Raw genomic sequence first — 25,493 nt, forward strand, 5'->3', positions numbered from 1 at the left:
AAAACCATGAAAAAACGCATTGCAATCATTGCCGGGGCGGTCGCCGCTATCATGACGCTGTCCGCCTGTACCACCAACCCTTACACCGGGGAATCACAAGCCGGTAAAGCGGGCATTGGCGCTGGCGTTGGCGCCGTTCTGGGAGCCGGTATCGGCGTGCTCTCCTCATCGAAAAAAGATCGCGGCAAAGGTGCCCTGATTGGCGCAGCGGCCGGGGCGGCACTGGGTGGCGGAGCCGGTTATTACATGGACGTGCAGGAAGCCAAACTGCGCGAAAAAATGCAAGGAACCGGCGTCAGCGTCACCCGCCAGGGCGATAACATCGTGCTGAATATGCCAAATAACGTTACCTTCGATACCAACAGCAGCACGCTGAAACCGGCTGGTGCCAACACTCTGGTGGGCGTTGCCATGGTGCTGAAGGAGTATGAGAAAACCGCCGTCAACGTGGTAGGCCACACCGACAGCACCGGTAGCCGTGCCCTCAACATGACGCTGTCGCAGCAGCGTGCCGACGGCGTTGCCAGCGCATTAATCACCCAGGGCGTTGCCGCCAACCGCATCCGTTCCAGCGGTGTTGGCCCGGATCAGCCGATCGCCTCCAACAGCACGGCGGAAGGCAAGGCGCAAAATCGCCGCGTTGAGATCACACTCAGCCCATTGCAGTAACCCTGAGCGGGGCATTCGCCCCGCTGATTTCAACACTCTGATGCAACGATTCCGCAGAATAAACCCCGTCCTTCTCCCGTTGGCGCTTTATGTTATTTTAAATCAATCGTTAACCTGCTGGAGTTTGTGATGAAGCCTTCCATTGTGTTGTACAAAAGTATTCCCCCTGACCTGCATGCACGGCTGGAGCAGCATTTTACCGTCCATGCCTTCGACGAACTGAACCCAGAGAACCCCGCCCTGAAACAGGCGCTGCAACAGGCTGAAGGAATCATCGGTTCCGGCGGCAAGATCGACAACGCTTTCCTGCAGCAGGCCCCCAAGCTGCGCGCGGCATCAACCATTGCCGTGGGTTACGATAACTTTGACGTCGAGGCGCTCAACGCTCGCCGCATAGCGCTGATGCACACCCCGACCGTGCTGACCGAAACCGTCGCCGATACCCTGATGGGGTTGATGCTAGCCAGCGCACGCCGCATGATCGAAGTGGCTGAACGGGTGAAGGCAGGGGAATGGCAGGAGAGCATCGGCCCTGAGTGGTACGGGGTGGACGTACACCATAAAACCATCGGTATTCTCGGCATGGGCCGCATCGGCATGGCGCTGGCGCAGCGCGCGCACTTTGGTTTCGGCATGCCGGTGCTGTATAACGCCCGCCGCGTTCATCAGGAAGCGGAGCAGCGTTTCAGCGCCCGCCGCTGCGATCTCGATACGCTGCTGGCCGAATCCGACTTTGTCTGCATTGTCCTGCCGTTAACCGACGAAACCTTCCATATCATCGGCCGCGAGCAATTGGCGAAAATGAAAAAGAGCGGCATCCTGATTAACGCGGGCCGTGGCCCGGTGGTTGATGAAGCCGCACTGATCGAAGCCTTGCAAAACGGTACGATCCACGCCGCCGGGCTGGACGTATTCGAGCAGGAACCGCTAGCGGTGAATTCACCGCTGCTGAAACTGCCGAACGTGGTTGCCCTGCCACACATCGGTTCTGCCACCCATGAAACCCGCTACGGCATGGCCGCCTGCGCGGTGGACAATCTGATCGCCGTGCTGACCGGCACGGTGAAAGAAAACTGCGTTAATCCGCAGGTGCTGAAGACGGCATGATAGGTGCGGCTCTGATTGGCTGATTGTGCAGTAACGGACAAATGTCTATACTGAAGTAAGACAAATGAGCAACCGGAGGTTTTATGCGCACATTCAGCCCCTCTAAACGGCCAACCAGTAATGAGCTGTGGCGCTCTGCCGGTTTCCCTGCCAGCAGAGGGCCGGAATTAATCCTGCGCTTGCGCCAAGGCCTGCCGGTATCAGTGATTGAAACCATCCACAGTTGGGCCGGTTTTCCGAAAGCGGATATCCTGCGCATTACCGGCATCAATGCCAAAACGCTGAGCCGCAGGAAGGCAGGCAGCGGGATATTAAGCCCGGACGAAAGCGAGAAGATTGCGCGCTTGATCCGCGTGGCCGATGCCGCCGTCGCGCTGTTCGAAGGCGATCGTGAAAAAGCGGTTAACTGGATGCGTAAACCCGTGCGCGGCCTGGCGAATGAAACCCCAGAAAGCCTGCTGAATACCGAAAGCGGCGCGGTTGAGGTACTCGATCTCATCGGCAGGCTTGAACACGGCGTTTTCTCGTGATCGGGTATCGCATCGTAAAAACCAAGTTTCTGGATAGCGCCTGGTCGGGTTACGGTGCCCAGCAATACGGTGGCCGCTGGAACCACAAAGGCAAAGCCATGATCTACCTGGCGACCTCGGTCTCCTTGGCGATGCTCGAGTGCCTGGTGCACTTCGACGAAGCCGCCCTGTTGCAGCATTACACCCTGCTGAGTATTGAGGTGGCGGACACGGATATCATTACGCTAGCACCAAACGCTTTGCCCGCAAACTGGCAACAATTCACCGCGCCGCAAGAAACCATGGACATCGGTTCAGAATGGCTGGATTCAGCCACCTCTGTGGGGTTACTGGTTCCCTCGGCGGTGGTGCCGATGGAAAGCAACCTATTGATTAACCCGCAACACGCTGATTTCGCGGCCTACCTGGCTAGCGCTCAGGCGATACCGCATCTGTTTGACGCAAGACTGAAATAACAAAAGTTTGATTGCTCCCCCTACCCCCTCCGCCCCTAAATTCCTGCCAAGGGAGGAGGCGATTTTTCCTTCATTCAGCAAACTGGGCACTACCCTAGGATAAAAACGCTTCCTACCATGAGTAAGGAGAGCCATGAAACGCCTGACAATTCCTCTGTTAATGTTGTTTTCACCCGCAGCCTTAGCCACCTGGACGCTGCAAAGCTTCCCGGCCTTCAACGAATCTTCCAGCGGGCTGTTTATCAGCCAGGCAACGCTGCCAAAAGGGCAACTGCCGTTGCAACTTTACCAGGATAAACAGTGCTGGCAGCCGGCCGAGGCGATAAAGCTCAATCAGCCCCTGTCGCTGCAACCCTGCGCGGATACCCCACCGGCCAATTGGCGGCTATTTCGCAACGGCGAATATCAGGTGAGTATTGATACCCGCAGCGGCACCCCAACGTTGCAGCTCAGCCTGAAAGCCGAGCCCGAAAACAGCGTCGCCGCAGTGGCACACACCTGCCAACGCTGGGATGGCAAACCGGTTACCATCGCCGTTAACGGCACCTTTGCCGAAGGCGAAATGGTGCGCGATTTCTACTCTGGCCAAACCGCGAAAGTCTCTTTGGGCAAGGTCACGCTGCAACCGGCGGCCAACAGCGGCGGTATGTTGCTGCTGGAATCTGCCGCCACGCAGCAGCAGGCCGCCTTCAACTGGCACAATGCCACGGTCTATTTTGTGCTGACCGATCGCTTTGAAAACGGCAACCCGGCTAACGATCACAGCTATGGCCGCCGCAGCGACGGCATGCAGGAGATCGGCACCTTCCACGGTGGCGATCTCGCTGGGCTGACGCAAAAGCTGGACTATCTGCAACAGCTCGGCGTCAATGCGCTGTGGATCAGCTCACCGCTAGAGCAGATCCACGGCTGGGTTGGCGGCGGCACCAAAGGCGATTTCCCGCATTATGCCTACCACGGTTACTACCATCTGGATTGGACCAAGCTTGATGCCAATATGGGCACCGAACAGGATCTGCGCAACCTGGTAGAACAGGCGCATCAGCGCGGCATCCGTATTCTGTTTGACGTGGTGGTCAATCACGTCGGCTATGCCACATTGACCGATATGCAACAGTTTCAGTTCGGTTCGCTGTATCTGAAAGACGGCGAGCTCGAAAAAACCTTGGGCAAAAACTGGGGCGATTGGCAGCCGGGTCCAGGCCAGAGTTGGCACAGTTTCAACGACTATATTAATTTCAGCGATAAAGCGGGCTGGAGCCAATGGTGGGGTAAAAACTGGATCCGCACCGATATCGGCGACTACGACTCACCGGGTTTTGACGATCTGACCATGTCGCTGGCGTTCCTGCCGGATATCAAAACCGAAGCGCCCGGTGCCAGCGGCCTGCCGCTGTTTTACCGCCATAAGCCGGACACCGCCGCGCGCGAAATCCCTGGAGCCACTACCCGCGACTATCTGACCATCTGGCTCAGCCAGTGGGTTCGTGATTACGGCATTGATGGTTTCCGCGTCGACACCGCCAAACACGTCGAAAAACCCACGCTAGCGTTGCTGAAACAGCGCGCCGCCGCCGCGCTGGCAGAGTGGAAGGCTGCCAATCCTAAACAGGCGCTGGACGACGCGCCGTTCTGGATGACCGGCGAAGCCTGGGGCCATGGCGTGATGAAGAGTGATTATTACCAGAACGGCTTCGATGCGATGATCAACTTTGATTTTCAGGATCAGGCCGCGCAGGCGTTAGGCTGCTTCTCTAACATCGACACGACCTACCAGCAAATGGCCGATAAGCTGCAAAGCTTCAACGTGCTGAGCTATCTCTCTTCGCACGATACGCGCCTGTTCTTCACCCACGACGCCAAAGGCTCACTGCCGCTGCAGCAACGGGCGGCAGACCTGCTGTTGCTGGCTCCGGGGGCGGTGCAGATTTATTACGGTGATGAAAGCGGCCGGCCGTTCGGGCCAACGGGCTCCGATCCGCTGCAGGGCACGCGCTCCGACATGAACTGGGATGAACTGAAAGCAGCCAAAGCACCGCTGCTGGCACACTGGCAGGTGCTGGGCCAGTTCCGCGCGCGCCACCCGGCGATCGGTTCTGGCACGCAACAGTCGCAGCAAACGCCAAGCTACTATGCCTTCAGCCGTCAGCATGATGGCGACAAGGTGATGGTGGTGTGGGCTGGCGATCGGTCACAATAATTCAGCAGGTTGTGCTAGCAAAAACCCGCTGGGCGATATCTCTCCCCAGCGGGGGAAATATCGCCGTATTGCACCGGCATTTGTCTGGCGTTATGGTGGTGGTTTACCTGCTGATAACAATACTGTTGCGCCTATACCAAAAATACTTGGAGTTGCAGGTAGGCGGCAACAGAACGACAAATCGGTTTATAACCGATTTGAACAGCATTTTTGCTGGCCCGAAGGGTGAGCCTCATTCTTGAGGCTCATAATCCCGAATCATTGACTTAAGTAAGTGATTCGGGTGAGCGAGGGCAGCCAACACCCCTGCGGCTTCAAGTATGAATGGTATATGACTTTTTCACTTTTCGGCGACAAGTTTACCCGTTACGCGGGCATCACCCGTTTAATGGACGATATGAACGATGGCCTGCGCACTCCTGGCGCTATCATGCTCGGCGGCGGTAACCCGGCGCATATCCCAGAGATGGAAAGCTACTTCAAGCAACTGTGCCAAGAGATGCTCGATCAGGGCAAACTCACCGAAGCACTGTGCAACTACGATGGCCCACAGGGTAAAGACACCCTGCTGAAAGCGCTGGCCACGTTGTTACAGGAAGAGCTGGGCTGGCAGATCGAACCACAGAATATTGCACTGACCAACGGCAGCCAAAGCGCGTTTTTCTACTTGTTCAACCTGTTCGCTGGCCGCTATGCCGACGGCAGCCACCGACGCGTGCTGTTCCCACTGGCGCCGGAGTACATCGGCTATGCCGATTCCGGGCTGGACGACGGGCTATTTGTCTCTGCCAAACCGAACATCGAGCTGCTGCCAGACGGCCAGTTCAAATATCACGTCGATTTTGAACACCTGAACATCGGCGACGACATCGGTATGATCTGCGTTTCACGCCCGACCAACCCGACCGGCAACGTGATCACCGACGAAGAGCTGATGAAACTCGATCTGCTGGCGCAGCAGCGGGATATCCCGCTGGTGATCGACAACGCCTACGGTGTGCCGTTCCCCGGCATCATCTTCAGCGAAGCCACGCCGCTGTGGAACCCGAATATCATTCTGTGCATGAGCCTGTCCAAACTTGGCCTGCCGGGTTCACGCTGCGGCATCGTGATTGCCGATGAGAAAATCATCACCGCGCTCACCAATATGAACGGCATTATCAGCCTGTCACCGGGTAGCATCGGCCCAGCGGTGGCAACGGAGATGATTGAGCGCGGCGATCTGCTGCGTTTGTCCAATGAGGTGATCCGCCCGTTCTACAAGCAACGCGTCGAACAGACCATTGGCATTTTGCGCCGTTATCTGTCGCCGGAGCGTTGCCTGATCCACAAGCCGGAAGGGGCGATTTTCCTCTGGCTCTGGTTCAAAGATCTGCCGATCAGTACCGAACTGCTGTACCAACGCCTGAAAAAACGCGGCGTGCTGATGGTGCCGGGCCACTACTTTTTCCCAGGTTTGGAACATGATTGGCCGCATACCCACCAGTGTATGCGCATGAACTATGTGCCGGATCCGCAGCAGATTGAGCGTGGTGTGAAAATCTTGGCGGAAGAGATCGAGCGGGCGCATCAGGAAGCGGGTTAAGTCAGCGGGGGCTCTGCCAGCAGAGCCCCCGATCTCACTACATCGTCCAGAACAGCACCGCCAACAGCTGCGGTGACATGATGCGCAGGAACATCGCCAGCGGATACACCGTGGCGTAAGACAGCGCAGCAGCCCCACAGGTTGGATGCAGGCCGTTGGCAAAGGCCAGCGCAGGAGGATCGGTCATCGAACCGGCCAGCATGCCGGAGAGCGTCAGGTAGTTCATCTTGCCCACCACCCGGGCCAAAACCCCCACGGTGATCAGCGGAATAGAGGTGATCAGCACACCGTATCCCACCCAGGCCATCCCTTCACCGTGCAGCAGGGTTTCGATAAAATTACCGCCCGACTTCAGGCCAACCACTGCCAAAAACAGCACGATCCCCAACTCACGCAGCGCCAGGTTGGCACTCGGCGGCATAAACCAGTACAGCTTGCCGATGCTGCCGATACGCCCGAGGATCAGCGCCACCACCAGCGGGCCACCGGCCAGCCCCAGGCGCAACGCCGCCGGGAAACCGGGAATAAACAGCGGAATCGAGCCCAACAGCACCCCCAGGCCGATACCGATAAACACCGGCAGCATCTGCACCTGTTGCAGCTTCTGCTTGGCGTTACCGACGATCGCCGCCACGGCTTCGATCGCCTCTGGCCGCCCGACCAGGTTGAGAATATCGCCGAACTGCAGCGTGACATTGCTGCCTGCCACCAGTTCAACCCCAGAACGATTGAGGCGCGAAATCACCACGTCGTATTTCTGTTTCAGATTCAGATCGCGGATTTTTTTGCCCAGCACCTTTTCGTTGGTGACCACCGCACGCACCACCTGCAGCGCCGTTCCCTGCGTGGAGAGTGAAACATCCACCTCCTCACCAATCACCAAACGGGCATTTTCCAACTGCTCACGCTTGCCTACCAGGTGCAGGTAATCCCCTAACTCCAGCTTCTCTTGCGGGGCAGGCACCATCAGCAAGTCACCGCGTTTGAGGCGCGAGCAGATAATGTCGTCACCGTTGAGCAGCGGTACGTTTTTGATCGCCATGCCATGCAGGTTAGGGTTGCGCACCGCCACGTTCATGGTCTGCAGCAGTTCGCTATTGCCCAGGCTACTTTCAAACTCCCGCGCTTCCTTATCGATATTGATGCGAAAGAACAGGCGGATCAGCCACATTACCAACAGAATGCCGCAGATACCGAACGGATAGGCCATCGCATACCCCATCCCCATGCGATTAACCAAATCCGGATCGGAACCCAGATCGGTGAGGATTTGCTGCCCGGCCCCCAACGCCGGAGTGTTGGTGACCGCACCGGAGAACACGCCGAGAATGATCGGCAGCGGCACGGCAAACAGCTTGTGCACAATCGCGGCCACCACGCCGCCCACCAGCACCAGCAAAATGGCAAAACCATTCAGCCGCAAGCCGGAAACGCGCAGGGACGAGAAGAAACCAGGGCCAACCTGAATACCGATGGTGTAAACAAACAGGATCAGGCCGAATTCCTGAATAAAGTGCAGCATGTCGCCGTTAAGGCTGACTTGATAAGTCTGAGCGAAATGCCCGACGATAATACCGCCGAACAGCACCCCACCAATCCCCAACCCGACGCCGTACACTTTCCAGTTTCCGATCCACAATCCGAGAATAGCCACCAACGCCAACATGCTGACGGTCAGGGCAATATCACTCATAGGTCACATCCTTACCACAAGTTTAACAATCGGTATGCGGTTATCCCCGTCGCATTTCAAGCTGCAGCGTTGTTACCTGCGCTTACTCACCCCTGTCACTTACCTCAGTAAGCTCCAGGGGATAAGTAAGCTTGTTGCCTAGCTGCGACTTGAAATTCATAGGGCATAAATACCTGCAATTAATAAGGATTCTGACATAAGGTGAAGGGGGGGAATGTGGGTTGTGCCACAGAATGCAACGGGGGAAGCCCGAATGGACTTCCCCCGTGAGTTTTTCTTTTTTTTCAGCCGGTTATTTTGCTTCTAACCCCGGCGTACTGCCGATGCTGATACGTTGTGGCTGCAAGGCTTCTGGCACATGCCGCACCAGATCGATGTGCAGCAGGCCATTTTCAAATTTGGCTTCGGCAACCTGCAGGTGTTCTGCCAAGGTAAAGGTCAGGGTGAACTCTTTAAACACCAAGCCCTGATGCAGGTATTCCACCTGTTTTTCCGGTGGTGTCGGGTTGCCGCGCACGGTGAGGCGCGGGCCTTCTACTTCAATATCCAGTTCGCTCTGTTTGAACCCGGCCAGTGCCAGAGAAATGCGATAGTGGTTGTCGTCGCTTTTCTCAATATTGTAAGGCGGGAACCCCTGTGGTTCCTGGCCGCCCATTGAGCTGGCGAGTTTGTCAAAACCGATCCATTGACGCAGAAGCGGGGATAAATCGTAATTACGCATGGTATTAACTCCTTCCAAGAAGCGAGATGATATTGCTTTGCTCCCTAACGGCGAGCAAATATAAAGGTTATTTAATTTCGATCCGGCGCGGTTTTAATGTTTCCGGCACGATGCGTTGCATCTCGATATACAGCAAACCGTTTTCCAATTTGGCGCCTTTAATTTGGATATGCTCGGCCAGTTGGAATTTGCGCTCAAAATTACGCTCGGCAATGCCCTGGTATAAATAGGTTCTCTCCGCAGGCTCATTATTGTGAGCCCCACGGACAATCAGCAGGTTGTCGTGCGTAGTAATCTCCAGTTCCTGCTCGGCAAACCCGGCTACCGCGATCGCAATGCGATAATGATTTTCATCTACCAATTCAACATTATAGGGAGGGTAGCCACCGTTGCCCTGGCTTTGATTCGCCTCAAGCGCGTTGAACAGGCGATCGAAACCAATCGCAGAACGGTATAGCGGGGAAAGATCGAAATTGCGCATAAACAGCCTCCTAAGGCACTTCAGCGAGGTTATTAATAAGTCCTCCACCATGGACAGACTCAATTTTGTTTCTGGCCCAAACTCCCTGACGGCAAGTTCTTAATTTGGCCTCGATAAGAAAATGGGGTTGGTTTTCTTCATTTCAACCGTCAACGATCAAAAAATTGTTCATCAGAAACGACGACGGAGGGTTTATCACATACACTATAGGTTGCCGCCAAGTGATAAGCTGGTAAATCAGGACGCTTGTGCAGCTAACAATGCTGTAGCTTTGATGGATGAAGCAAATTTAAGGGAAACCATACCCTTCTGGATGGATTAATGAAACCTCTGAAAGTGATAGCGACCAGTTGCATGTTGTTGACTACCTGCGGCTGCTCCAGCGTGATGAGCCACACCGGTGCCGATCAAGGATATTATGCCGGCACGCGCGCCAACGTCGATATGATGAAAAAAGATGACACCAGTTGGGCGATGATACCGCTACTGGCGATCGACCTGCCCTTATCGGCAGCCATGGATACCCTACTATTACCCTACGACTACCTGCGTTCAGACAGCGATAAAAAAGCAAAGTCACCCAAGGCGCGGGTCCAACAGGCTGAAGAGCAAAATCAGGCCACCAGCGGCAATCCTGATCAAGGAATGAGTAAACCCTAGCCGGGTGTGGGCCCGCCTTGGCCCGCACCGCTTCGTCTCTACCTACCTCTAGACTGTCACAGTAAAAATCTGGCTGAACCCTTCCACCTCGCGCATAAATGCCACCCGCTTGCCGTCGGGTGAAAACACCACGGCATCCCCTAGCGGCGGTTGCGGCGTGCGTGGCGTCAAGCGCTGCATTTTACCGCTGCTCACGTCGCACAGCATCAGGCTGTTATCGCATGCCAACGCAATCGCCCCCCCTTGCGGGTGCCAACTGAACGCCGACTGGATACTGTGCACCCCTTCCGTCACCTGGCGTGGCTGACCGCCGTTGGGCGAAATGGTCCACAGTTGCACCACACCGCGATCGTCGCGCATCAAAAAGGCGATGGCACTGCCGTCTGGGGAACTGCGCAGCCAGTGGCGCGGCGTTGTCGCTACCCCAGGATAGCGACGTTGGCCGGTAAACGTCAGCCGCCGCTGCTGCACTCCGAGCGGTGGCGCAGGCAATGTGCTGTCGGTGCCTTGCAGCGGCAAGCGACCGGCTTTGGCGTAGTCGGCATCGTTTTCAGGCAGATCGACCACAAACACTTCGGGCAGTTTTTCCCCCTGCGCGGAAAGCGTGTCGCCAATAAACGCCAATGCCCAGCGCTGGCGGCTGCCGTCGGCTTTCAGATACCCATGCTGCCCAATCCAGCCCTCTTCATACGCACGGTTGATCTGATCGCTGCCCGGCTGCGGAGTGGGCGTGGTCGAACTGACCAGCACGCAATAGTGGCTACCGTCGTACTCGCGCGGGTGCTGCTTGGGCGGATTCACGCCATGCAACGGCACCGCGACGCCAACGTTGCGCAAATCCAACGCCGGATCGCGTTCGTGCATCACATGATCGTTATAGGTAAAGCTCAGACGGCTGCCGTCTGGGCTGAACACATGCACATGGGTGCCGCCGCGCAAAGCTCCGGGCGTATAAGGGGCGGTAATATCCATCGCATCCAGGGTGATTGCCAGTTCACGATCCGGCTCGCAGACAATCACGCCGCGGCGATGATGAAAATCATAGTGCCAATGGCTATCCGGGTGTTCTGGCCCATGGATAAACGCATAGCGAGCTGGTGCATCCGGGCTGACGGTGACCACGCCCACATGCGCCCCGTGCTGTGCCCGATACACTACTTCAATCTCGCCACTCACTGCGTTCACGCGCTCAATGGTCAACCCGGTGAAAGAGGCGCCGTTCGGACGCACATCGTAGGCCAGCCACTGGCTGCATGGCGTCCAGACGTTAATGTTGGTTAACTGATGATTGCGCGGAGCAAACGTCAATTGTTGTTCCCGGTGGCTCATAGTGGCTCCTGTTGCGATACGGCATACGCCATTTAACGTGTTGCTTTTAATTCTGAGCAAACAGAAATAAGGTTTACAGATAGAGTAAAAATACATGATCCTCAACCTTGGCCGCAGCAGAGTTTACAACTACCTGAAAAATTTAAAGGAATCGGTATGAATAGCTTGTTTGATGAAATTGTCTCGGCGCACCAGCAGTTACGCCCGCAGGTTCGCGTCACGCCTTTGGAACGCAGCGTGCTGCTTTCACAGCAACTGGGCTGTGAACTGTACCTGAAATGCGATCATCTGCAGCATACCGGTTCGTTCAAATTTCGCGGGGCCAGTAACAAACTGCGCCTGTTGAGCGATGAGCAACGCCAGCAAGGCGTCATCGCGGCATCTACCGGCAACCATGGCCAGGCGGTTGCGCTAGCCAGTCAACTGATGGGGGTTAACGCCACCGTGTATGCGCCTGCAACCGCTGCCGCCATCAAGCTGGAAACCATTCGCGCCCTCGGGGGCCAGGTGGAACTGATAGCGGGGGATGCACTAAATGCCGAACTCGCCGGCGAGCAAGCCGCCCGCGAGCAGCATAAAACCTACATTTCCCCTTACAACGATCTGCAGGTCGTGGCAGGTCAAGGCACCTGCGGCATGGAAATGGTAGAGCAACAGCCCGATCTGGATGCAGTATTCGTCGCCGTCGGTGGTGGCGGGTACATTGCCGGAATTGGCACCGTTATGAAGCAATTGTCGCCGAAAACGCAAGTTATTGCCTGTTGGCCAGAGAACGCCACCAGCATGTACAGCGCGCTGGAAGCCGGATATATCCACCCGGTAGAAGAGCAGGAGACGCTGTCTGACGGCACCGCTGGCGGCGTTGAGCCGGGTGCGATCACGTTCCCGCTGTGCCAGCAGGTAATCGACCGCAAAGTGCTGGTCAGCGAACAGGAAATCAAGCAGGCGATGCGCATGATTGCCGCCAGCGATCGTTGGATCATTGAAGGTGCTGCCGGTGTGGCCTTGGCTGCGGCCTGTAAACTGGCCCCGGAGTTTCAGGGGAAAAAAGTGGCCGTGGTGCTGTGCGGTAAAAACATCGTGCTGGAGAAATACCTGAAGGCCGTTAGCGCTGAGAATCAGCAATAATTGCGCTGTTCAGTGGGAGATGATAGCCCCTCCCCCAGCGGGAGAGGGCGCTAACGGCAAGTTGCTGTGGCTAGCTATTAAACATCTAGCACAAACTTCTCGATCGCGCGCGCTACGCCGTCTTCGGTGTTGGTGGTAGTCACAAACTGTGCGATCTCCTTCAGTTCAGGAATGGCATTGCCCATCGCCACGCCAACCCCGGCATAGGCGATCATCGCAGTATCATTGCCCTGATCGCCCAGCGCCATCACGTTTTGCTGTTTGATGCCGAGATGATCAGCCAGCATTTTCACCCCGGCGCCTTTATCCACCCGCTTGTGCAGGATCTCCAGATAGAAAGGCGCACTTTTCATAATGGTGTAACGCTCCAGCGCTTCAGCTGGCAAACGGGCAATGGCACGCTCCAGCAACGCTGGTTCATCAATCATCATCACTTTCGGGAAGCGGATAGCGCGATCCATCTCGTCAACGCTGCGGTATTTCAACGGGATGCCGGTCATTGAGGCTTCGTGGACGGTGTATTTGCCGATATCTCTGTTCGGTGTGTACAGGGTATCGAAGTCAAACGCCTGGAAATGAACACCAAACTCCCGCGACATCTGTTCAAAATAGAGATAATCCTCAAAACCCAGCGTTTCCTGCAAAATGCAGGCACCATCCGCCGCTTGTAGCACCAAGGCACCGTTATAGGTAATACAGAAATCACCACTGCCCTGAATATCTAACTGACGCAGATAGTCTTGCACGCCCACATAGGGCCGCCCGGTAGCTAACACCACATGCACTCCTTGGCTGCGTGCGGCGCTAATTGCCTGCTTTACCGCGGGCGTAATCTGGTGCTGCGGATTAAGCAGAGTACCATCCATATCAATTGCAATCAGTTCAATAGCCATTAAAGCCTCTCCCAGTGGTTTTTCCTTATGCTAACGCGTTTCAGCTTGCCATATCAGGGCTAAAAACGGCATAAAAAAATCCGCGCGAGTTGCCCGGCGCGGATTTTTAATCACTCATTAACGCGTTAGATATCGATATTCGCCGCTTTCAGGGCGTTTTCTTCGATAAAGGCACGGCGTGGTTCAACCGCATCACCCATCAGGGTGGTGAACAGTTGGTCAGCCGCGATAGCATCTTTCACGGTCACACGCAGCATACGGCGCTGCTCGGGATCCATGGTGGTTTCCCACAGCTGTTCCGGGTTCATTTCACCCAAACCTTTATAACGCTGCACCGACAGACCACGGCGCGACTCTTTCACCAGCCATTCCAGCGCCTGTTCGAAGCTGTCTACCGGCTGGCGGCGTTCGCCACGTTCGATATAGGCATCTTCCTCGAGCAGGCCACGCAGTTTTTCACCCAGCGCACAGAGCTTGCGATATTCACCACCGTGGATGAAATCGAAGTCCAGATCGTAATCGGTATCCACGCCGTGGGTACGAATACGCAGCACCGGTTCAAAGATCTGACGTTCGAGGTTTTCATTAATCACGAAGTCGTAGCTGCTGCCATGCTGTTCGTTATCGTTCAGCAATTTCACCAGTGACTCGATCCACGCCTGCACTTTGGCGCGATCGCCGAGATCGCCACCGTGCAGAGTTGGCTGGTAGATCAGGTTATTCAGCAACGCGCGCGGGTAACGGCGCTCCATACGGCCGATCAGCTTCTGCACGCTATAGTGTTCAGCCACCAGTTTTTCCAGTGGTTCACCGGCCAAAGCCGGGGCAACCGCATTGGTATGCAGCGTCGCACCGTCGAGCGCAATGGCGATCTGGTACTGGTCCATCGCTTCGTCGTCTTTAATGTACTGCTCTTGCTTGCCTTTTTTCACCTTATACAACGGTGGCTGGGCAATAAACACGTGGCCACGTTCGATGATTTCCGGCATCTGACGATAGAAGAAGGTCAACAACAGCGTACGAATGTGCGAGCCGTCGACGTCGGCATCGGTCATGATGATGATGCTGTGATAGCGCAGCTTGTCCGGGTTGTATTCGTCACGGCCAATGCCGCAGCCCAGCGCGGTGATAAGCGTAGCCACTTCCTGTGAAGACAGCATCTTGTCAAAGCGGGCTTTCTCAACGTTGAGGATTTTACCCTTCAGCGGCAGAATCGCCTGGTTCTTGCGGTTACGCCCCTGTTTTGCCGAGCCGCCCGCCGAGTCCCCTTCCACCAGGTACAGTTCAGACAGCGCCGGGTCACGCTCCTGGCAATCCGCCAGCTTGCCCGGCAGGCCGGCCAGATCCAGCGCACCTTTACGGCGGGTCATCTCACGCGCTTTACGCGCCGCTTCACGGGCACGGGCTGCATCAATGATCTTACCGACCACGATTTTGGCATCTGCTGGGTTTTCCATCAGATAATCCACCAGCTTCTCGTTCATCAGCGACTCAACCGCCGTTTTCACTTCGGAAGACACCAGTTTGTCTTTGGTCTGTGAAGAGAACTTCGGATCCGGCACTTTCACCGACACCACGGCAATCAGGCCTTCACGCGCATCGTCACCGGTTGCGCTGATCTTGGACTTTTTGCTGTAGCCTTCTTTATCCATGTAATTGTTCAGGGTACGGGTCATCGCAGCACGGAAACCGGCTAAGTGAGTCCCCCCGTCACGCTGGGGAATGTTGTTGGTGAAGCAGTAGATGTTTTCCTGGAAACCATCGTTCCATTGCAACGCGATTTCTACACCGATGTCGTCTTTCACGGTGGAGAAATAGAACACCGTTGGGTGGATCGGCGTTTTGTTCTTGTTCAGGTATTCGACAAAGGCTCTGATACCCCCTTCGTAATGGAAGTGGTCTTCTTTGCCGTCGCGCTTGTCTTTCAGGCGAATAGAAACGCCAGAGTTCAGGAACGACAGCTCACGCAGGCGCCGGGCCAGGATGTCGTATTCAAACTCGATGTTATTGGTAAAGGTCTGGTAGCTCGGCCAGAAACGCACGGAGGTGCCGGTTTTCTCGGTATCACCAACGACTTTCAGCGGGCCCTGTGGCTCGCCGTGGCTGTATGTCTGCTCATGCACCTTGCCTTCACGACGGATCACCAGCTCCAGCTTCTCGGACAAGGCGTTAACCACCGAGACGCCCACGCCATGCAGGCCGCCGGAAACTTTATAGGAGTTGTCGTCAAATTTACCGCCAGCGTGCAACACGGTCATGATGACCTGCGCCGCAGACACCCCTTCCTCTTCGTGGATACCGGTGGGGATACCACGGCCATCATCCTGTACGGAGACAGAGTTATCGGCGTGGATGGTCACCTGAATGTCGCTACAGTGGCCAGCGAGTGCTTCGTCGATAGCGTTGTCCACAACCTCGAACACCATATGGTGCAGACCGGTGCCGTCATCAGTATCGCCGATATACATGCCTGGGCGCTTACGCACCGCGTCCAGCCCTTTTAATACCTTGATACTTGAGGAGTCATAAGAATTCGACATCAACGTTTCTCGCTCATTTTAGTCCTGTGGTTGAACCTCTATTTTACCCTGTTCCACGCGGAACATCTTGCCCTTTTCACCCATCATGTCGGTTACTTGTTCAGCGCTGACGGCGCTGACAAAAACCTGAGCCTGGGTGGCTTTCAGGCGATCGGCCAGCAACCGGCGACGGCCGGTGTCCAGCTCGGAGGCAAAATCATCAATCAGATACAGGCAACGCCGCCCGCTCTGGCGGGTGAGAAACTCACCCTGCGCCAAGCGCAATGCGCACATCAGCAGCTTAAGCTGACCGCGCGATAACATATCCTCTACCGGCGTGCCTTCGGCACGAATGCGGAAATCCGCTTTATGCGGCCCCAGCGCGGTATAGGTTAACGCTCTGTCGCGCTCAAACTGGCGCTCCAGCAGCTCTCCGTAGTCGCTCTCTTTATCCCAGCCGCGCTGGAAAGAGAAACTCAGGGCAAATTCGGGCAAAAACTGCGCGCAGGTCGCGGTGATATCCGCGGCAATTGCGTCACTGTAGGATGCCCGCCACTCGCTGATGCGTTCGGCCAACGGGATCAGTTCCTGATCCCAGGCGCGAATCTGCGCATAGCGGCTGACCTGGCGCAGCGCGGCATTGCGCTGCTTCAGTAACCTTTTCAGGTTGCTCCAGGCGGTGAAAAAACCAGGTTCATTGTGAAAACAACCCCAGTCCAGGAAAGCGCGCCGATATTTCGGCCCGCCGTTTAGCAGAGTAAAACCTTCAGGCGTGATCAACTGCATGGGCAATAGCTGGGCCAGTTCAGCCACTTTGTGGCCATCGCTGCCATCAATACGCACTTTGCTGTCACCCTGACGGCTCTTGCTTAATCCTACCGACAACTCGCGCTCTGTGCCTTCGATGATCCGGCCATGCAGCACAAATTCCGCCTGATCGTGGCGGATCACCCGCCCGGCCTGCAAGCTGCGAAATGCACGACCATGGCCGAGCGTATACACCGCCTCCAACACGCTGGTCTTGCCACTGCCGTTGGGCCCCACTAGGAAGTTAAATCCCGAGGCGGGTGCCAGATCGGCAGCTTCAATGTTACGGAAATCTTTAATCAGTAAGCGCGTTAATGCCATGCTGCAGTTATCTTAATCATCACACAATCCAGGGCGTTATCGTCGCAGGCCATTTGCGTGCGGCACAGCCACCGGAGCGTACACAAAGTACGTAAGGATGGCGAGCACTGCCCAAGCGCAAACGGGCAAGTAGGATAGCCCGATAATTTCTACAGACGCATTGGCATGACGACATAGGCTGCGGACTTACTGGCACCGTCTTCGATCTGCACGCTGGAGACCGAATCGGTCAGCAACAGACGCACATCTTCACACTTGAGCGCATTCAGCACATCCAGCACGTAGCTGACGTTGAAACCAATCTCCATCTCGGTGCCGTCATAGCTGACATCGAGGATCTCTTCCGCCTCTTCCTGCTCAGGGTTGTTGGCGGTGATCTTGAGCTGGTTCTGGCTGACGTATAAACGCACACCGCGGAACTTCTCGTTCGACAGAATGGCCGCACGGGCAAACGCCTGCTTGAGCAGGTCGCAGCCCGCTTCCAGCGTTTTGTCCGGGTTCTTTGGCAATACGCGGCGATAATCCGGGAAACGGCCATCAACCAGCTTGGAAGTGAAGATAAAATCCCCCACGTGAGCGCGAATGTTGTTGCTGCCAATCTGCACCCGCAGCAGCGTATCGCCACCGTCCAACAGGCGCACCAGCTCCATCACCCCTTTACGCGGCACGATCACCGAATGGGTTGGCAACGGCTGACCAATCGGCATTGAACACACCGCCAGGCGGTGGCCGTCGGTCGCTACGGTGCGCAGATCTTCCCCTTCGGTTTCGAACAGCATGCCGTTCAGGTAGTAACGCACATCCTGATGCGCCATCGAGAACTGGGTGGCTTCGATCAGGCGTTTCAGCGTCGCCTGCGGCAGGGTGAATTCAACTTCGCTCTGCCAGTCATCCAGGTTCGGGAAATCCGCAGCAGGCAGAGTAGATAGCGAAAAACGGCTGCGGCCAGAACGCACCAGCATCCGCTCGCCGTCAAGCTGCACGGTAATCTCGGCACCTTCCGGCAGGCCACGGCAGATATCAAAAAATTTACGCGCGGGGACGGTGGTCGCGCCCGCCTCATGGGGCTGAGACAGGGCTACGCGCGCCACCATCTCCATCTCCAGATCGGTGCCTGTCAGCAACAGGGAACCTTCCGTTACCTGCAACAGCAGGTTACCCAGAATCGGCAGCGTCGGGCGGCCACCCAGTGGGCTGCTCACCTGTTGCAGCGGTTTTAGCAGATGCTCACGTTCAACGATAAATTTCATATGCGCTATGACGACAATGTTCTGATTAAATTGGAGAAATCTTCTTTGATGTCGTGACTTTCCTCACGCAGCTGCTCAATCTTGCGGCAGGCGTGCAACACCGTGGTATGGTCGCGGCCACCAAACGCATCGCCGATTTCTGGCAGGCTGTGGTTGGTGAGCTCTTTTGCCAATGCCATCGCCATTTGGCGCGGGCGGGCAACCGAGCGCGAACGCCGTTTGGACAGCAAGTCCGCGATTTTGATTTTATAGTACTCCGCCACCGTCTTCTGAATGTTGTCGATGGTCACCAGCTTTTCCTGCAGTGCCAGCAGATCGCGCAGCGCTTCGCGCACAAAGTCGATGGTAATGGCACGGCCGGTAAAATTTGCGTTGGCGATCACCCGGTTCAGCGCCCCTTCGAGCTCACGCACGTTGGAACGCAGACGCTTGGCGATAAAAAACGCCACTTCGCCCGGCAGACGGATATCGTTCTCGTCGGCCTTTTTCATCAGGATCGCCACGCGGGTTTCCAGCTCCGGCGGCTCGATCGCCACCGTCAGACCCCAGCCGAAGCGGGATTTCAGACGATCCTCCACACCGTTGATCTCTTTTGGATAACGATCCGAGGTCAGGATGATCTGTTGATTGCCTTCGAGCAGGGCGTTGAAGGTATGGAAAAACTCTTCCTGCGAACGCTCTTTGTTGGCAAAAAACTGGATGTCATCGATCAGCAGCGCATCAACCGAGCGGTAGTAACGCTTGAACTCTTCAATCGCGTTGTTCTGCAAAGCCTTGACCATGTCCTGCACAAAGCGCTCCGAGTGCATATAAACCACTTTGGCATTGGCTTTGCGCGCCATGATGCCGTTACCAACCGCATGCAACAAGTGGGTTTTACCCAGGCCGGTGCCGCCATAAAGGAACAGCGGGTTATACGCTCCACCTGGGTTATCCGCTACCTGACGGGCAGCAGCGCGCGCCAGCTGGTTGGACTTACCCTCAACGAAGTTATCGAAGGTGTGCTTGGGGTTAACGTTGGAACGGTATGACAGCTCAGGAGGCGGTGCCGCGTTGTCCCAGCTCGGGCGCGACGGTGCAGCCCGCACCACCGGGGCCACGGGCGCACTGCTGACGCTGGCCGTAGCGGCTTGATTAACCGTTTGTGTCAGCGGCTTACTGCCCACTTCAAAACGCAGCAACGGCGCATCCGTGCCGCAGAAATCGTTTAACAGGCCATTGATATTGTTTAAGTATTTATCGCGAACCCAATCCAGCACAAAACGATTGGGCGCATACAGCGCCAGGGTATTGTCACTCAGTTCCGCCTGCAATGGGCGTATCCACATACTAAATTCTGTGGCAGGTAACTCATCCTGCAATCGGGCAAGACACTGCTGCCAAAGCGAAAGTGACACGGCGGACTCCACTCGAACAAGATCAATAAAAAGAAAAGAATCAGGCTACTTTTTTATAACTCATGATTTTTTGACACACGCCCGGCATCGGCCGAAAACCTGTGGGGCATGCGAACCGCCTTTCACGGTTTATGTCCCTGACGATCCCTCATTTGGGATCGCGATCGGAATGAAGGATCATAACGCAATACGCGCAAGAGATCCTCCCCTTCATCACAGATTAGATCCATTTTATCCACAGCCACTGATGAGCGGCTAGATTTTAACCGGTTATATCCTAACGCCGATGGAATCTGATCCTTTAGCACGCGGCTTTTATGGCATAAGCAAGTTATCCACGCAGGATCCTGGCGTTAAACTCACAGGATCGCTCCGGGATCCTTGCGATTTCACCCCGAGTCCGTATAATCTTCGCCCTACGTGTGATACCTGGTTCCTCAACGGTGAGTCATTTGCCAGACAGGATTCTGCGGTGACCACGGGCTGAAGGCGGGATCTTCTCATTCCGCATTTGGCAAGCAACCAGGTAAGGCTATGCCCAGCAGATCTCAAGGTGCAGGAAGCTGCGGCGTGAAATATGCAGGGTTGATGCGTGATGCGAATTGACTCAGGACTGTACAATTATTACAATCCCGCCTCTTTATATGCGATTGAGGTGTCGGTAGTCTTCACGCCGAGTAGCCAAACGCATTTGACTTCTCAGTAATTCATTTAAGTTTAGGTAGAAATCGCTATGAAACGCACTTTCCAACCGTCCGTATTGAAGCGCAACCGTAGCCACGGTTTCCGTGCTCGTATGGCCACCAAAAATGGTCGTCAAGTTCTGGCCCGCCGTCGTGCGAAAGGCCGTACTCGTCTGACTGTTTCTAAGTAATAAAAGCTAACCCGCTGAGTGGTTAAGCTCGCTTTTCCCAGGGAGTTACGTTTGTTAACTCCCACTCATTTCACTTTCGTCTTCCAGCAGCCACAACGGGCTGGCACGCCGCAAATCACCATCCTCGGCCGCCAAAACCAGCTGGGGCATCCCCGCATCGGTCTTACCGTCGCCAAAAAACACGTCAAACGCGCGCATGAACGCAACCGGATCAAACGCCTCACCCGCGAAAGCTTCCGTTTACGCCAGCACGAGTTACCGGCGATGGATTTTGTCGTGGTGGCGAAGAAAGGGATAGCGGATCTGGATAACCGCGCGCTGACGGAAGCTTTGGAAAAATTATGGCGTCGCCACTGTCGCCAGGCTCCCGCATCCTGATCGGGCTGGTACGAGCGTATCAGCTCGCAATCAGTCCGCTGCTTGGGCCCCGTTGTCGCTTCCAGCCGACATGCTCTCATTACGCAATTGAGGCATTAAGCAGGTTTGGCATGTTAAAAGGCAGTTGGTTAACACTGAAACGCGTATTAAAATGCCACCCCTTGAACCCAGGTGGCGATGATCCCGTGCCGCCGAAAACCGACGATAACAGAGAACACTAACGATGGATTCGCAACGCAATCTTTTTCTCATCGCTCTGCTGTTCGTGTCTTTCATGATCTGGCAGGCTTGGCAAACGGACAACGCTCCGCAACCAGCCGCTCAGACCACGCAACAGACTGCGAACACTGCTACCGGTGATGCTGCCAGCCAGGCTTTGCCAGCCAGTGGTCAGGGTAAACTGATTACTGTTACTACTGACGTACTGTCGCTGACCATCAACACCCGTGGTGGTGATATCGAACAGGCGAAACTGTTGGCCTACCCGGACTCTTTGGGTTCATCGACACCATTCCAGTTGCTGGAAACCACACCGGCGTTTGTCTACCAGGCACAAAGCGGCCTGACGGGCAGAAATGGCCCAGATAACCCAGCCAACGGCGAGCGTCCCCTGTTTGAAGCTACGCAAGATACCTTCACACTGGCAGATGGCCAGGATGAGCTGCGTATTCCGCTGACCTTTACCGGTAAAGACGGTTCAGTGTTCACCAAGACGTTCGTTCTTAAGCGTAACCACTACGGCGTCGGCGTTGATTACACCATCGTCAACAAAAGTGAAGCCCCTCTGGAACTGACGCTGTTCGGCCAGCTCAAGCAAAGCATTGAGTTGCCAAAACACCGTGATACCGGCAGCAATAACTTTGCGCTGCACACCTTCCGTGGTGCGGCTTACTCTTCCAGTGACAATAAATACCAGAAGTATGCGTTCGATAAGGACGAGAGCCTGGATATCACCACGCAGGGTGGCTGGGTTGCCATGCTGCAGCAGTATTTCGCGACCGCGTGGGTGCCACAGACTCAGGGTAAAAACACCTTCTATACTGCTAAACCTGGCGACAACCTGTTCGCTATCGGCTTTAAGTCGACCCCGGTGGTGGTGCAACCGGGTGCGCAGCAGCAACTGAATGCCACCCTGTGGGTTGGCCCTGAGCTGCAGGACAAGATGGCCGAACTGGCACCGCATCTCGATCTGACCGTGGATTACGGCTGGCTGTGGTTTATTTCCCAGCCGCTGTTCAAACTGCTGAAGTTTATCCATGGCTTTATCGGTAACTGGGGCTTCTCGATCATCATCATCACCTTCATCGTGCGCGGCATCATGTACCCGCTGACCAAAGCGCAGTACACCTCGATGGCCAAAATGCGCTTGCTGCAGCCAAAACTGCAGGCGATGCGTGAACGTATCGGTGACGACAAGCAGCGCATGAGCCAAGAAATGATGGCGCTGTACAAAGCAGAGAAAGTGAACCCACTGGGTGGCTGCCTGCCGTTGATCATCCAGATGCCAATCTTCCTGGCGTTGTACTACATGCTGATGAGCTCGGTGGAACTGCGTCACGCGCCGTTCATTCTGTGGATCCACGATCTGTCAGCGCAGGACCCGTACTATATCCTGCCGATCCTGATGGGTGTGACCATGTACTTCATCCAGAAGATGTCACCGACCACCGTGACCGATCCGATGCAACAGAAGATCATGACCTTCATGCCGGTGATTTTCACCGTGTTCTTCCTGTGGTTCCCGTCTGGTCTGGTGCTGTACTATATCGTCAGTAACCTGGTAACCATCCTCCAGCAGCAGATTATTTATCGCGGGCTGGAAAAGCGTGGCTTGCACAGCCGCGAAAAGAAGAAGTCCTAATGTAGCCAAGGGGTTGCAGTTTGCGCCCCTTCTGCGAAACTCAAAGGCGGTCATTCGACCGCCTTTTTGCATATTGTCAGAGAGATAACCCGTTATGAGCACCACCGATACTATCGCTGCCCTTGCCACCCCGCCGGGACGCGGCGGCGTCGGCATTCTGCGCATTTCTGGCCGCAACGCGAAGGATGTCGCCCATGCGTTGCTCGGCAAACTGCCAAAGCCACGCTACGCTGATTACCTGCCATTCCGCGATGCCGCTGGCGCAACGCTCGATCAGGGGATCGCCTTATGGTTCCCTGGCCCGAACTCCTTCACCGGTGAAGACGTGCTGGAACTGCAGGGCCACGGTGGGCCGGTGATCCTCGATCTGCTGCTCAAACGCGTGCTGGCACTGCCCGGCGTGCGCATCGCGCGGCCAGGTGAATTCTCTGAACGTGCATTTCTCAACGACAAGCTGGATCTGGCGCAGGCTGAAGCGATTGCCGATCTGATCGATGCCAGTTCCGAACAGGCGGCTCGTTCGGCCATGAATTCGCTGCAGGGTGCGTTTTCCACCCGCATTCACCAACTGGTGGAAGCACTGACTCACCTGCGCATCTATGTAGAAGCGGCAATCGATTTTCCTGATGAAGAGATCGACTTCCTTTCCGACGGCAAAATCGAAGCGCAGCTTAACGGCGTGATGGACGATCTGAACAACGTGCGTACCGAAGCACGCCAGGGCAGCCTGCTGCGCGAAGGGATGAAAGTGGTGATTGCCGGGCGGCCCAACGCCGGGAAATCGAGCTTGCTCAATGAACTGGCCGGGCGTGAAGCGGCGATCGTTACCGACATCGCGGGCACCACGCGCGACGTGCTGCGTGAGCATATTCATATCGACGGCATGCCGCTGCACATTATTGACACCGCAGGCCTGCGCGAAGCCAGCGATGAAGTGGAGCGCATCGGCATCGAGCGTGCGTGGAATGAGATCGAACAGGCCGACCGCGTGCTGTTTATGGTTGATGGGACCACCACAGCCGCAACCGAGCCCAGCGAAATCTGGCCGGAGTTTATGGCCCGCCTGCCCAGCAATCTGCCAATTACCGTGGTGCGTAACAAGGCCGACATCACGGGCGAAACGCTGGGTATTAGCGAAGTGAATGGCCACTCACTTATTCGCCTGTCAGCACGTACCGGCGAAGGGATCGACCTGCTGCGCGAACACCTGAAGCAAAGCATGGGCTTTACCAGCAATATGGAGGGGGGCTTCCTGGCTCGGCGCCGCCATCTGCAAGCCTTAGAACTGGCCGCCCAGCATCTGGTGCAGGGCAAAGAACAGTTAGTGAGCGCTTACGCGGGGGAGTTGTTGGCCGAAGAATTACGCTTGGCGCAACAGGCACTGAGCGAGATCACCGGCGAATTCACCTCCGACGATCTATTAGGGCGTATTTTCTCCAGTTTCTGTATCGGGAAATAAAGTCAGGTTTGCGGACGGTAACAATAAGGTGGTCAACAACCGTTGGCCACCACGTTAAGATCTCAACCGAAGCGCTAGTACATGGAACCGGAAAGCGTCGTTATTGCGTAATCCGCCGCAGCGTCCCAAGGTCTACGCGTTCTGGGCATCTCGGGTTCAAAAGCAGTTTTGCCGTCAATCTCATTGGTATTTTGCTTATCGAAACACATTTAAAATTCCAATAAATAAGACAATGCTCATACTATTTTTTGATGAAAAAACTTAACGTTATGCTTAATCTAGCACTCCGGTTCTTAGCCTTGATCATGGAGTGAATAATGGTTTGTCACTTTATCCGATGGGATACCACCTCGGAGACATTGAACACTTATCGGCTATCCAGCGATCTGCTTGAAAAAACGCTAAATTTCTCCATTAAACGCCGCAGGCGTTTCCTGCAAGGCCGGATCCTGCTGGCTGAAATGATGTTCTATCTGTATCGCCTGCCCGTTCTGCCCCCCATAACCACCACGCCCACCGGGCGGCCCTACTTTGTCGAACCCCATTTACCCGACTTCAGTTTTGCTTATGCAGGCAACACGGTGGGCGCATTGCTGAGCCTTGAAGGCAAAGTTGGATTAGATATTGAAGTGATGCGTGCTCGCGGCCGTAATCTGCAACGGCAATATCAATCCGTTGCCGAGCAAGCCTGGATCGACGCGCAGGACGATCGGCTAGAGGCTGAAACTCAGCTCTGGAGCATTCGTCAGAGCGTGCTGAAACTTTCCGGGTTGGGTAACGATGAGCAAAGAACGCTGCATCTGCACCCCTTTTCTGGGCATTTACGCTCCAATACGATGCCGAATGTGCAGGTCATGAGCGACGCTGGCGAGTACTTGAGCTGGGCCTGCGCACGCTCACCGGGGTTGGATCGTCTGATTTGTTGGCAGTATGACGATCAACGAGGGTTGCAGAAAAGCGCTGAAATTTCATCGCGTAGCCCATCTCCTTCTCCACACTTTCTGAAACTGAGCAGCCTGACAGCACGATAAACTGGCCCGCTAACGTCCCCTCATGGCTAACTATCTGAAGTAAAAGTTTTTAAAAAATAAATTCCTACACTGAATTGTAAAAACAGATAAACATGTAGAATTAGCCTATTATCTGTTGAAAAATTGTCCTACTATCTGCCGGCTG

Annotated in this window: 23 protein-coding genes; 14 read left to right on the forward strand and 9 right to left on the reverse strand. The window is 55.5% G+C overall.

The annotated features are described in order from the left end of the window. Positions 1–6: 6 nt before the first annotated feature. From BMI79_RS19635 to BMI79_RS19660, 6 genes are all read left to right on the forward strand, one after another. Positions 7–669 carry an OmpA family lipoprotein gene (locus BMI79_RS19635; RefSeq protein ID WP_076943813.1) on the forward strand — a complete coding sequence of 221 codons (663 nt, stop codon included), beginning with the start codon at positions 7–9 and terminating at the stop codon, positions 667–669. A 129-nt stretch (positions 670–798) separates the two neighbouring features. Then, a complete protein-coding gene (gene ghrB, locus BMI79_RS19640) occupies positions 799–1,776 on the forward strand; it encodes a glyoxylate/hydroxypyruvate reductase GhrB (protein WP_076943814.1) in 978 nt (325 codons plus the stop codon). Between the two features lie 83 nt (positions 1,777–1,859). Further along, a complete protein-coding gene (gene parS / locus BMI79_RS19645) occupies positions 1,860–2,306 on the forward strand; it encodes a type II RES/Xre toxin-antitoxin system antitoxin (RefSeq protein WP_076943815.1) in 447 nt (148 codons plus the stop codon). Then, a complete protein-coding gene (locus tag BMI79_RS19650) occupies positions 2,303–2,761 on the forward strand; it encodes an RES family NAD+ phosphorylase (protein ID WP_076943816.1) in 459 nt (152 codons plus the stop codon). Before parS ends, BMI79_RS19650 begins: the two co-directional genes overlap by 4 nt. Before the next feature lie 133 nt (positions 2,762–2,894). After that, positions 2,895–4,961 (forward strand): alpha-amylase, encoded by a 2,067-nt coding sequence (locus BMI79_RS19655; RefSeq protein ID WP_076943818.1) that lies wholly within the window; start codon positions 2,895–2,897, stop codon positions 4,959–4,961. Positions 4,962–5,292: 331 nt separating this feature from the next. Further along, positions 5,293–6,546, forward strand: a complete 1,254-nt coding sequence (locus BMI79_RS19660; RefSeq protein WP_076943820.1) for a valine--pyruvate transaminase — start codon at positions 5,293–5,295, stop codon at positions 6,544–6,546. Positions 6,547–6,583: 37 nt separating this feature from the next. Here BMI79_RS19660 and BMI79_RS19665 read toward each other — a convergent pair whose 3' ends face one another. From BMI79_RS19665 to ibpA, 3 genes are all read right to left on the reverse strand, one after another. Continuing rightward, the gene (locus BMI79_RS19665; RefSeq protein WP_076943821.1) at positions 6,584–8,239 is read right to left on the reverse strand and encodes a putative transporter; all 1,656 of its coding nucleotides are present in this window, start codon (positions 8,237–8,239) and stop codon (positions 6,584–6,586) included. Between the two features lie 292 nt (positions 8,240–8,531). Next, positions 8,532–8,960: a small heat shock chaperone IbpB gene (gene ibpB, locus BMI79_RS19670; protein ID WP_076943822.1), complete on the reverse strand. Its 429-nt coding sequence runs from the start codon at positions 8,958–8,960 to the stop codon at positions 8,532–8,534. A 67-nt stretch (positions 8,961–9,027) separates the two neighbouring features. Next, a complete protein-coding gene (ibpA, locus tag BMI79_RS19675; protein ID WP_076943824.1) occupies positions 9,028–9,441 on the reverse strand; it encodes a small heat shock chaperone IbpA in 414 nt (137 codons plus the stop codon). Between the two features lie 321 nt (positions 9,442–9,762). Between ibpA and BMI79_RS19680 the strand changes: the two genes are divergently transcribed. Beyond that, positions 9,763–10,101, forward strand: a complete 339-nt coding sequence (locus tag BMI79_RS19680; RefSeq protein ID WP_076943826.1) for a YceK/YidQ family lipoprotein — start codon at positions 9,763–9,765, stop codon at positions 10,099–10,101. 48 nt (positions 10,102–10,149) lie between these two features. On the opposite strand, the gene BMI79_RS19685 is transcribed toward BMI79_RS19680, so the two are convergent. Then, entirely contained in the window at positions 10,150–11,430 is a 1,281-nt protein-coding gene (locus BMI79_RS19685) for a YidR family protein (RefSeq protein ID WP_076943828.1), read from the reverse strand. 156 nt (positions 11,431–11,586) lie between these two features. On the opposite strand from BMI79_RS19685, the gene BMI79_RS19690 reads away from it, so the two are divergent. Further along, positions 11,587–12,558: a threonine/serine dehydratase gene (locus BMI79_RS19690; RefSeq protein WP_076943830.1), complete on the forward strand. Its 972-nt coding sequence runs from the start codon at positions 11,587–11,589 to the stop codon at positions 12,556–12,558. Between the two features lie 77 nt (positions 12,559–12,635). On the opposite strand, the gene yidA is transcribed toward BMI79_RS19690, so the two are convergent. The 5 genes from yidA to dnaA all read right to left on the reverse strand — a co-directional run bounded on the left by yidA (position 12,636) and on the right by dnaA (position 19,745). Further along, entirely contained in the window at positions 12,636–13,451 is an 816-nt protein-coding gene (gene yidA, locus BMI79_RS19695) for a sugar-phosphatase (RefSeq protein WP_076943831.1), read from the reverse strand. 125 nt (positions 13,452–13,576) lie between these two features. Continuing rightward, positions 13,577–15,991, reverse strand: a complete 2,415-nt coding sequence (gene gyrB, locus BMI79_RS19700) for a DNA topoisomerase (ATP-hydrolyzing) subunit B (protein WP_076943832.1) — start codon at positions 15,989–15,991, stop codon at positions 13,577–13,579. A gap of 18 nt (positions 15,992–16,009) precedes the next feature. Then, the gene (recF, locus tag BMI79_RS19705; RefSeq protein ID WP_076943834.1) at positions 16,010–17,098 is read right to left on the reverse strand and encodes a DNA replication/repair protein RecF; all 1,089 of its coding nucleotides are present in this window, start codon (positions 17,096–17,098) and stop codon (positions 16,010–16,012) included. A gap of 149 nt (positions 17,099–17,247) precedes the next feature. After that, a complete protein-coding gene (gene dnaN / locus BMI79_RS19710) occupies positions 17,248–18,348 on the reverse strand; it encodes a DNA polymerase III subunit beta (RefSeq protein WP_076943835.1) in 1,101 nt (366 codons plus the stop codon). Between the two features lie 5 nt (positions 18,349–18,353). Beyond that, positions 18,354–19,745 (reverse strand): chromosomal replication initiator protein DnaA, encoded by a 1,392-nt coding sequence (gene dnaA / locus BMI79_RS19715; protein ID WP_076943836.1) that lies wholly within the window; start codon positions 19,743–19,745, stop codon positions 18,354–18,356. A 733-nt stretch (positions 19,746–20,478) separates the two neighbouring features. Between dnaA and rpmH the strand changes: the two genes are divergently transcribed. The 6 genes from rpmH (at position 20,479) to BMI79_RS19745 (ending at position 25,348) form a co-directional block, all read left to right on the forward strand. Then, complete coding sequence (rpmH, locus tag BMI79_RS19720; RefSeq protein WP_004093983.1) at positions 20,479–20,619, forward strand: 50S ribosomal protein L34; 141 nt, start codon at positions 20,479–20,481, stop codon at positions 20,617–20,619. 18 nt (positions 20,620–20,637) lie between these two features. Continuing rightward, positions 20,638–20,997, forward strand: a complete 360-nt coding sequence (gene rnpA / locus BMI79_RS19725) for a ribonuclease P protein component (protein ID WP_076943837.1) — start codon at positions 20,638–20,640, stop codon at positions 20,995–20,997. After that, on the forward strand, positions 20,961–21,218 hold the full coding sequence (yidD, locus tag BMI79_RS19730) for a membrane protein insertion efficiency factor YidD (protein WP_076943838.1): 258 nt from the start codon (positions 20,961–20,963) through the stop codon (positions 21,216–21,218). The genes rnpA and yidD overlap by 37 nt, the downstream gene beginning before the upstream one ends. A gap of 2 nt (positions 21,219–21,220) precedes the next feature. Further along, positions 21,221–22,858: a membrane protein insertase YidC gene (yidC, locus tag BMI79_RS19735; protein ID WP_076943839.1), complete on the forward strand. Its 1,638-nt coding sequence runs from the start codon at positions 21,221–21,223 to the stop codon at positions 22,856–22,858. A gap of 94 nt (positions 22,859–22,952) precedes the next feature. Beyond that, positions 22,953–24,317 carry a tRNA uridine-5-carboxymethylaminomethyl(34) synthesis GTPase MnmE gene (mnmE, locus tag BMI79_RS19740; protein WP_076943841.1) on the forward strand — a complete coding sequence of 455 codons (1,365 nt, stop codon included), beginning with the start codon at positions 22,953–22,955 and terminating at the stop codon, positions 24,315–24,317. A gap of 317 nt (positions 24,318–24,634) precedes the next feature. Then, complete coding sequence (locus BMI79_RS19745) at positions 24,635–25,348, forward strand: 4'-phosphopantetheinyl transferase family protein (protein WP_076943842.1); 714 nt, start codon at positions 24,635–24,637, stop codon at positions 25,346–25,348. Positions 25,349–25,493: the final 145 nt, after the last annotated feature.

The organism is Serratia oryzae (assembly GCF_001976145.1).
Classification (GTDB): Bacteria; Pseudomonadota; Gammaproteobacteria; order Enterobacterales; family Enterobacteriaceae; genus Chania; species Chania oryzae.

Coding starts and splice junctions, on each gene's coding strand:
- BMI79_RS19635 (WP_076943813.1), top strand. CDS start 7: ATGAAAAAACGCATTGCAATCATTGCCGGGGCGGTCGCCGCTATCATG.
- ghrB (WP_076943814.1), top strand. CDS start 799: ATGAAGCCTTCCATTGTGTTGTACAAAAGTATTCCCCCTGACCTGCAT.
- parS (WP_076943815.1), top strand. CDS start 1,860: ATGCGCACATTCAGCCCCTCTAAACGGCCAACCAGTAATGAGCTGTGG.
- BMI79_RS19655 (WP_076943818.1), top strand. CDS start 2,895: ATGAAACGCCTGACAATTCCTCTGTTAATGTTGTTTTCACCCGCAGCC.
- BMI79_RS19660 (WP_076943820.1), top strand. CDS start 5,293: ATGACTTTTTCACTTTTCGGCGACAAGTTTACCCGTTACGCGGGCATC.
- BMI79_RS19665 (WP_076943821.1), bottom strand. CDS start 8,239: ATGAGTGATATTGCCCTGACCGTCAGCATGTTGGCGTTGGTGGCTATT.
- ibpB (WP_076943822.1), bottom strand. CDS start 8,960: ATGCGTAATTACGATTTATCCCCGCTTCTGCGTCAATGGATCGGTTTT.
- ibpA (WP_076943824.1), bottom strand. CDS start 9,441: ATGCGCAATTTCGATCTTTCCCCGCTATACCGTTCTGCGATTGGTTTC.
- BMI79_RS19680 (WP_076943826.1), top strand. CDS start 9,763: ATGAAACCTCTGAAAGTGATAGCGACCAGTTGCATGTTGTTGACTACC.
- BMI79_RS19685 (WP_076943828.1), bottom strand. CDS start 11,430: ATGAGCCACCGGGAACAACAATTGACGTTTGCTCCGCGCAATCATCAG.
- BMI79_RS19690 (WP_076943830.1), top strand. CDS start 11,587: ATGAATAGCTTGTTTGATGAAATTGTCTCGGCGCACCAGCAGTTACGC.
- yidA (WP_076943831.1), bottom strand. CDS start 13,451: ATGGCTATTGAACTGATTGCAATTGATATGGATGGTACTCTGCTTAAT.
- gyrB (WP_076943832.1), bottom strand. CDS start 15,991: ATGTCGAATTCTTATGACTCCTCAAGTATCAAGGTATTAAAAGGGCTG.
- recF (WP_076943834.1), bottom strand. CDS start 17,098: ATGGCATTAACGCGCTTACTGATTAAAGATTTCCGTAACATTGAAGCT.
- dnaN (WP_076943835.1), bottom strand. CDS start 18,348: ATGAAATTTATCGTTGAACGTGAGCATCTGCTAAAACCGCTGCAACAG.
- rpmH (WP_004093983.1), top strand. CDS start 20,479: ATGAAACGCACTTTCCAACCGTCCGTATTGAAGCGCAACCGTAGCCAC.
- yidD (WP_076943838.1), top strand. CDS start 20,961: ATGGCGTCGCCACTGTCGCCAGGCTCCCGCATCCTGATCGGGCTGGTA.
- yidC (WP_076943839.1), top strand. CDS start 21,221: ATGGATTCGCAACGCAATCTTTTTCTCATCGCTCTGCTGTTCGTGTCT.
- mnmE (WP_076943841.1), top strand. CDS start 22,953: ATGAGCACCACCGATACTATCGCTGCCCTTGCCACCCCGCCGGGACGC.
- BMI79_RS19745 (WP_076943842.1), top strand. CDS start 24,635: ATGGTTTGTCACTTTATCCGATGGGATACCACCTCGGAGACATTGAAC.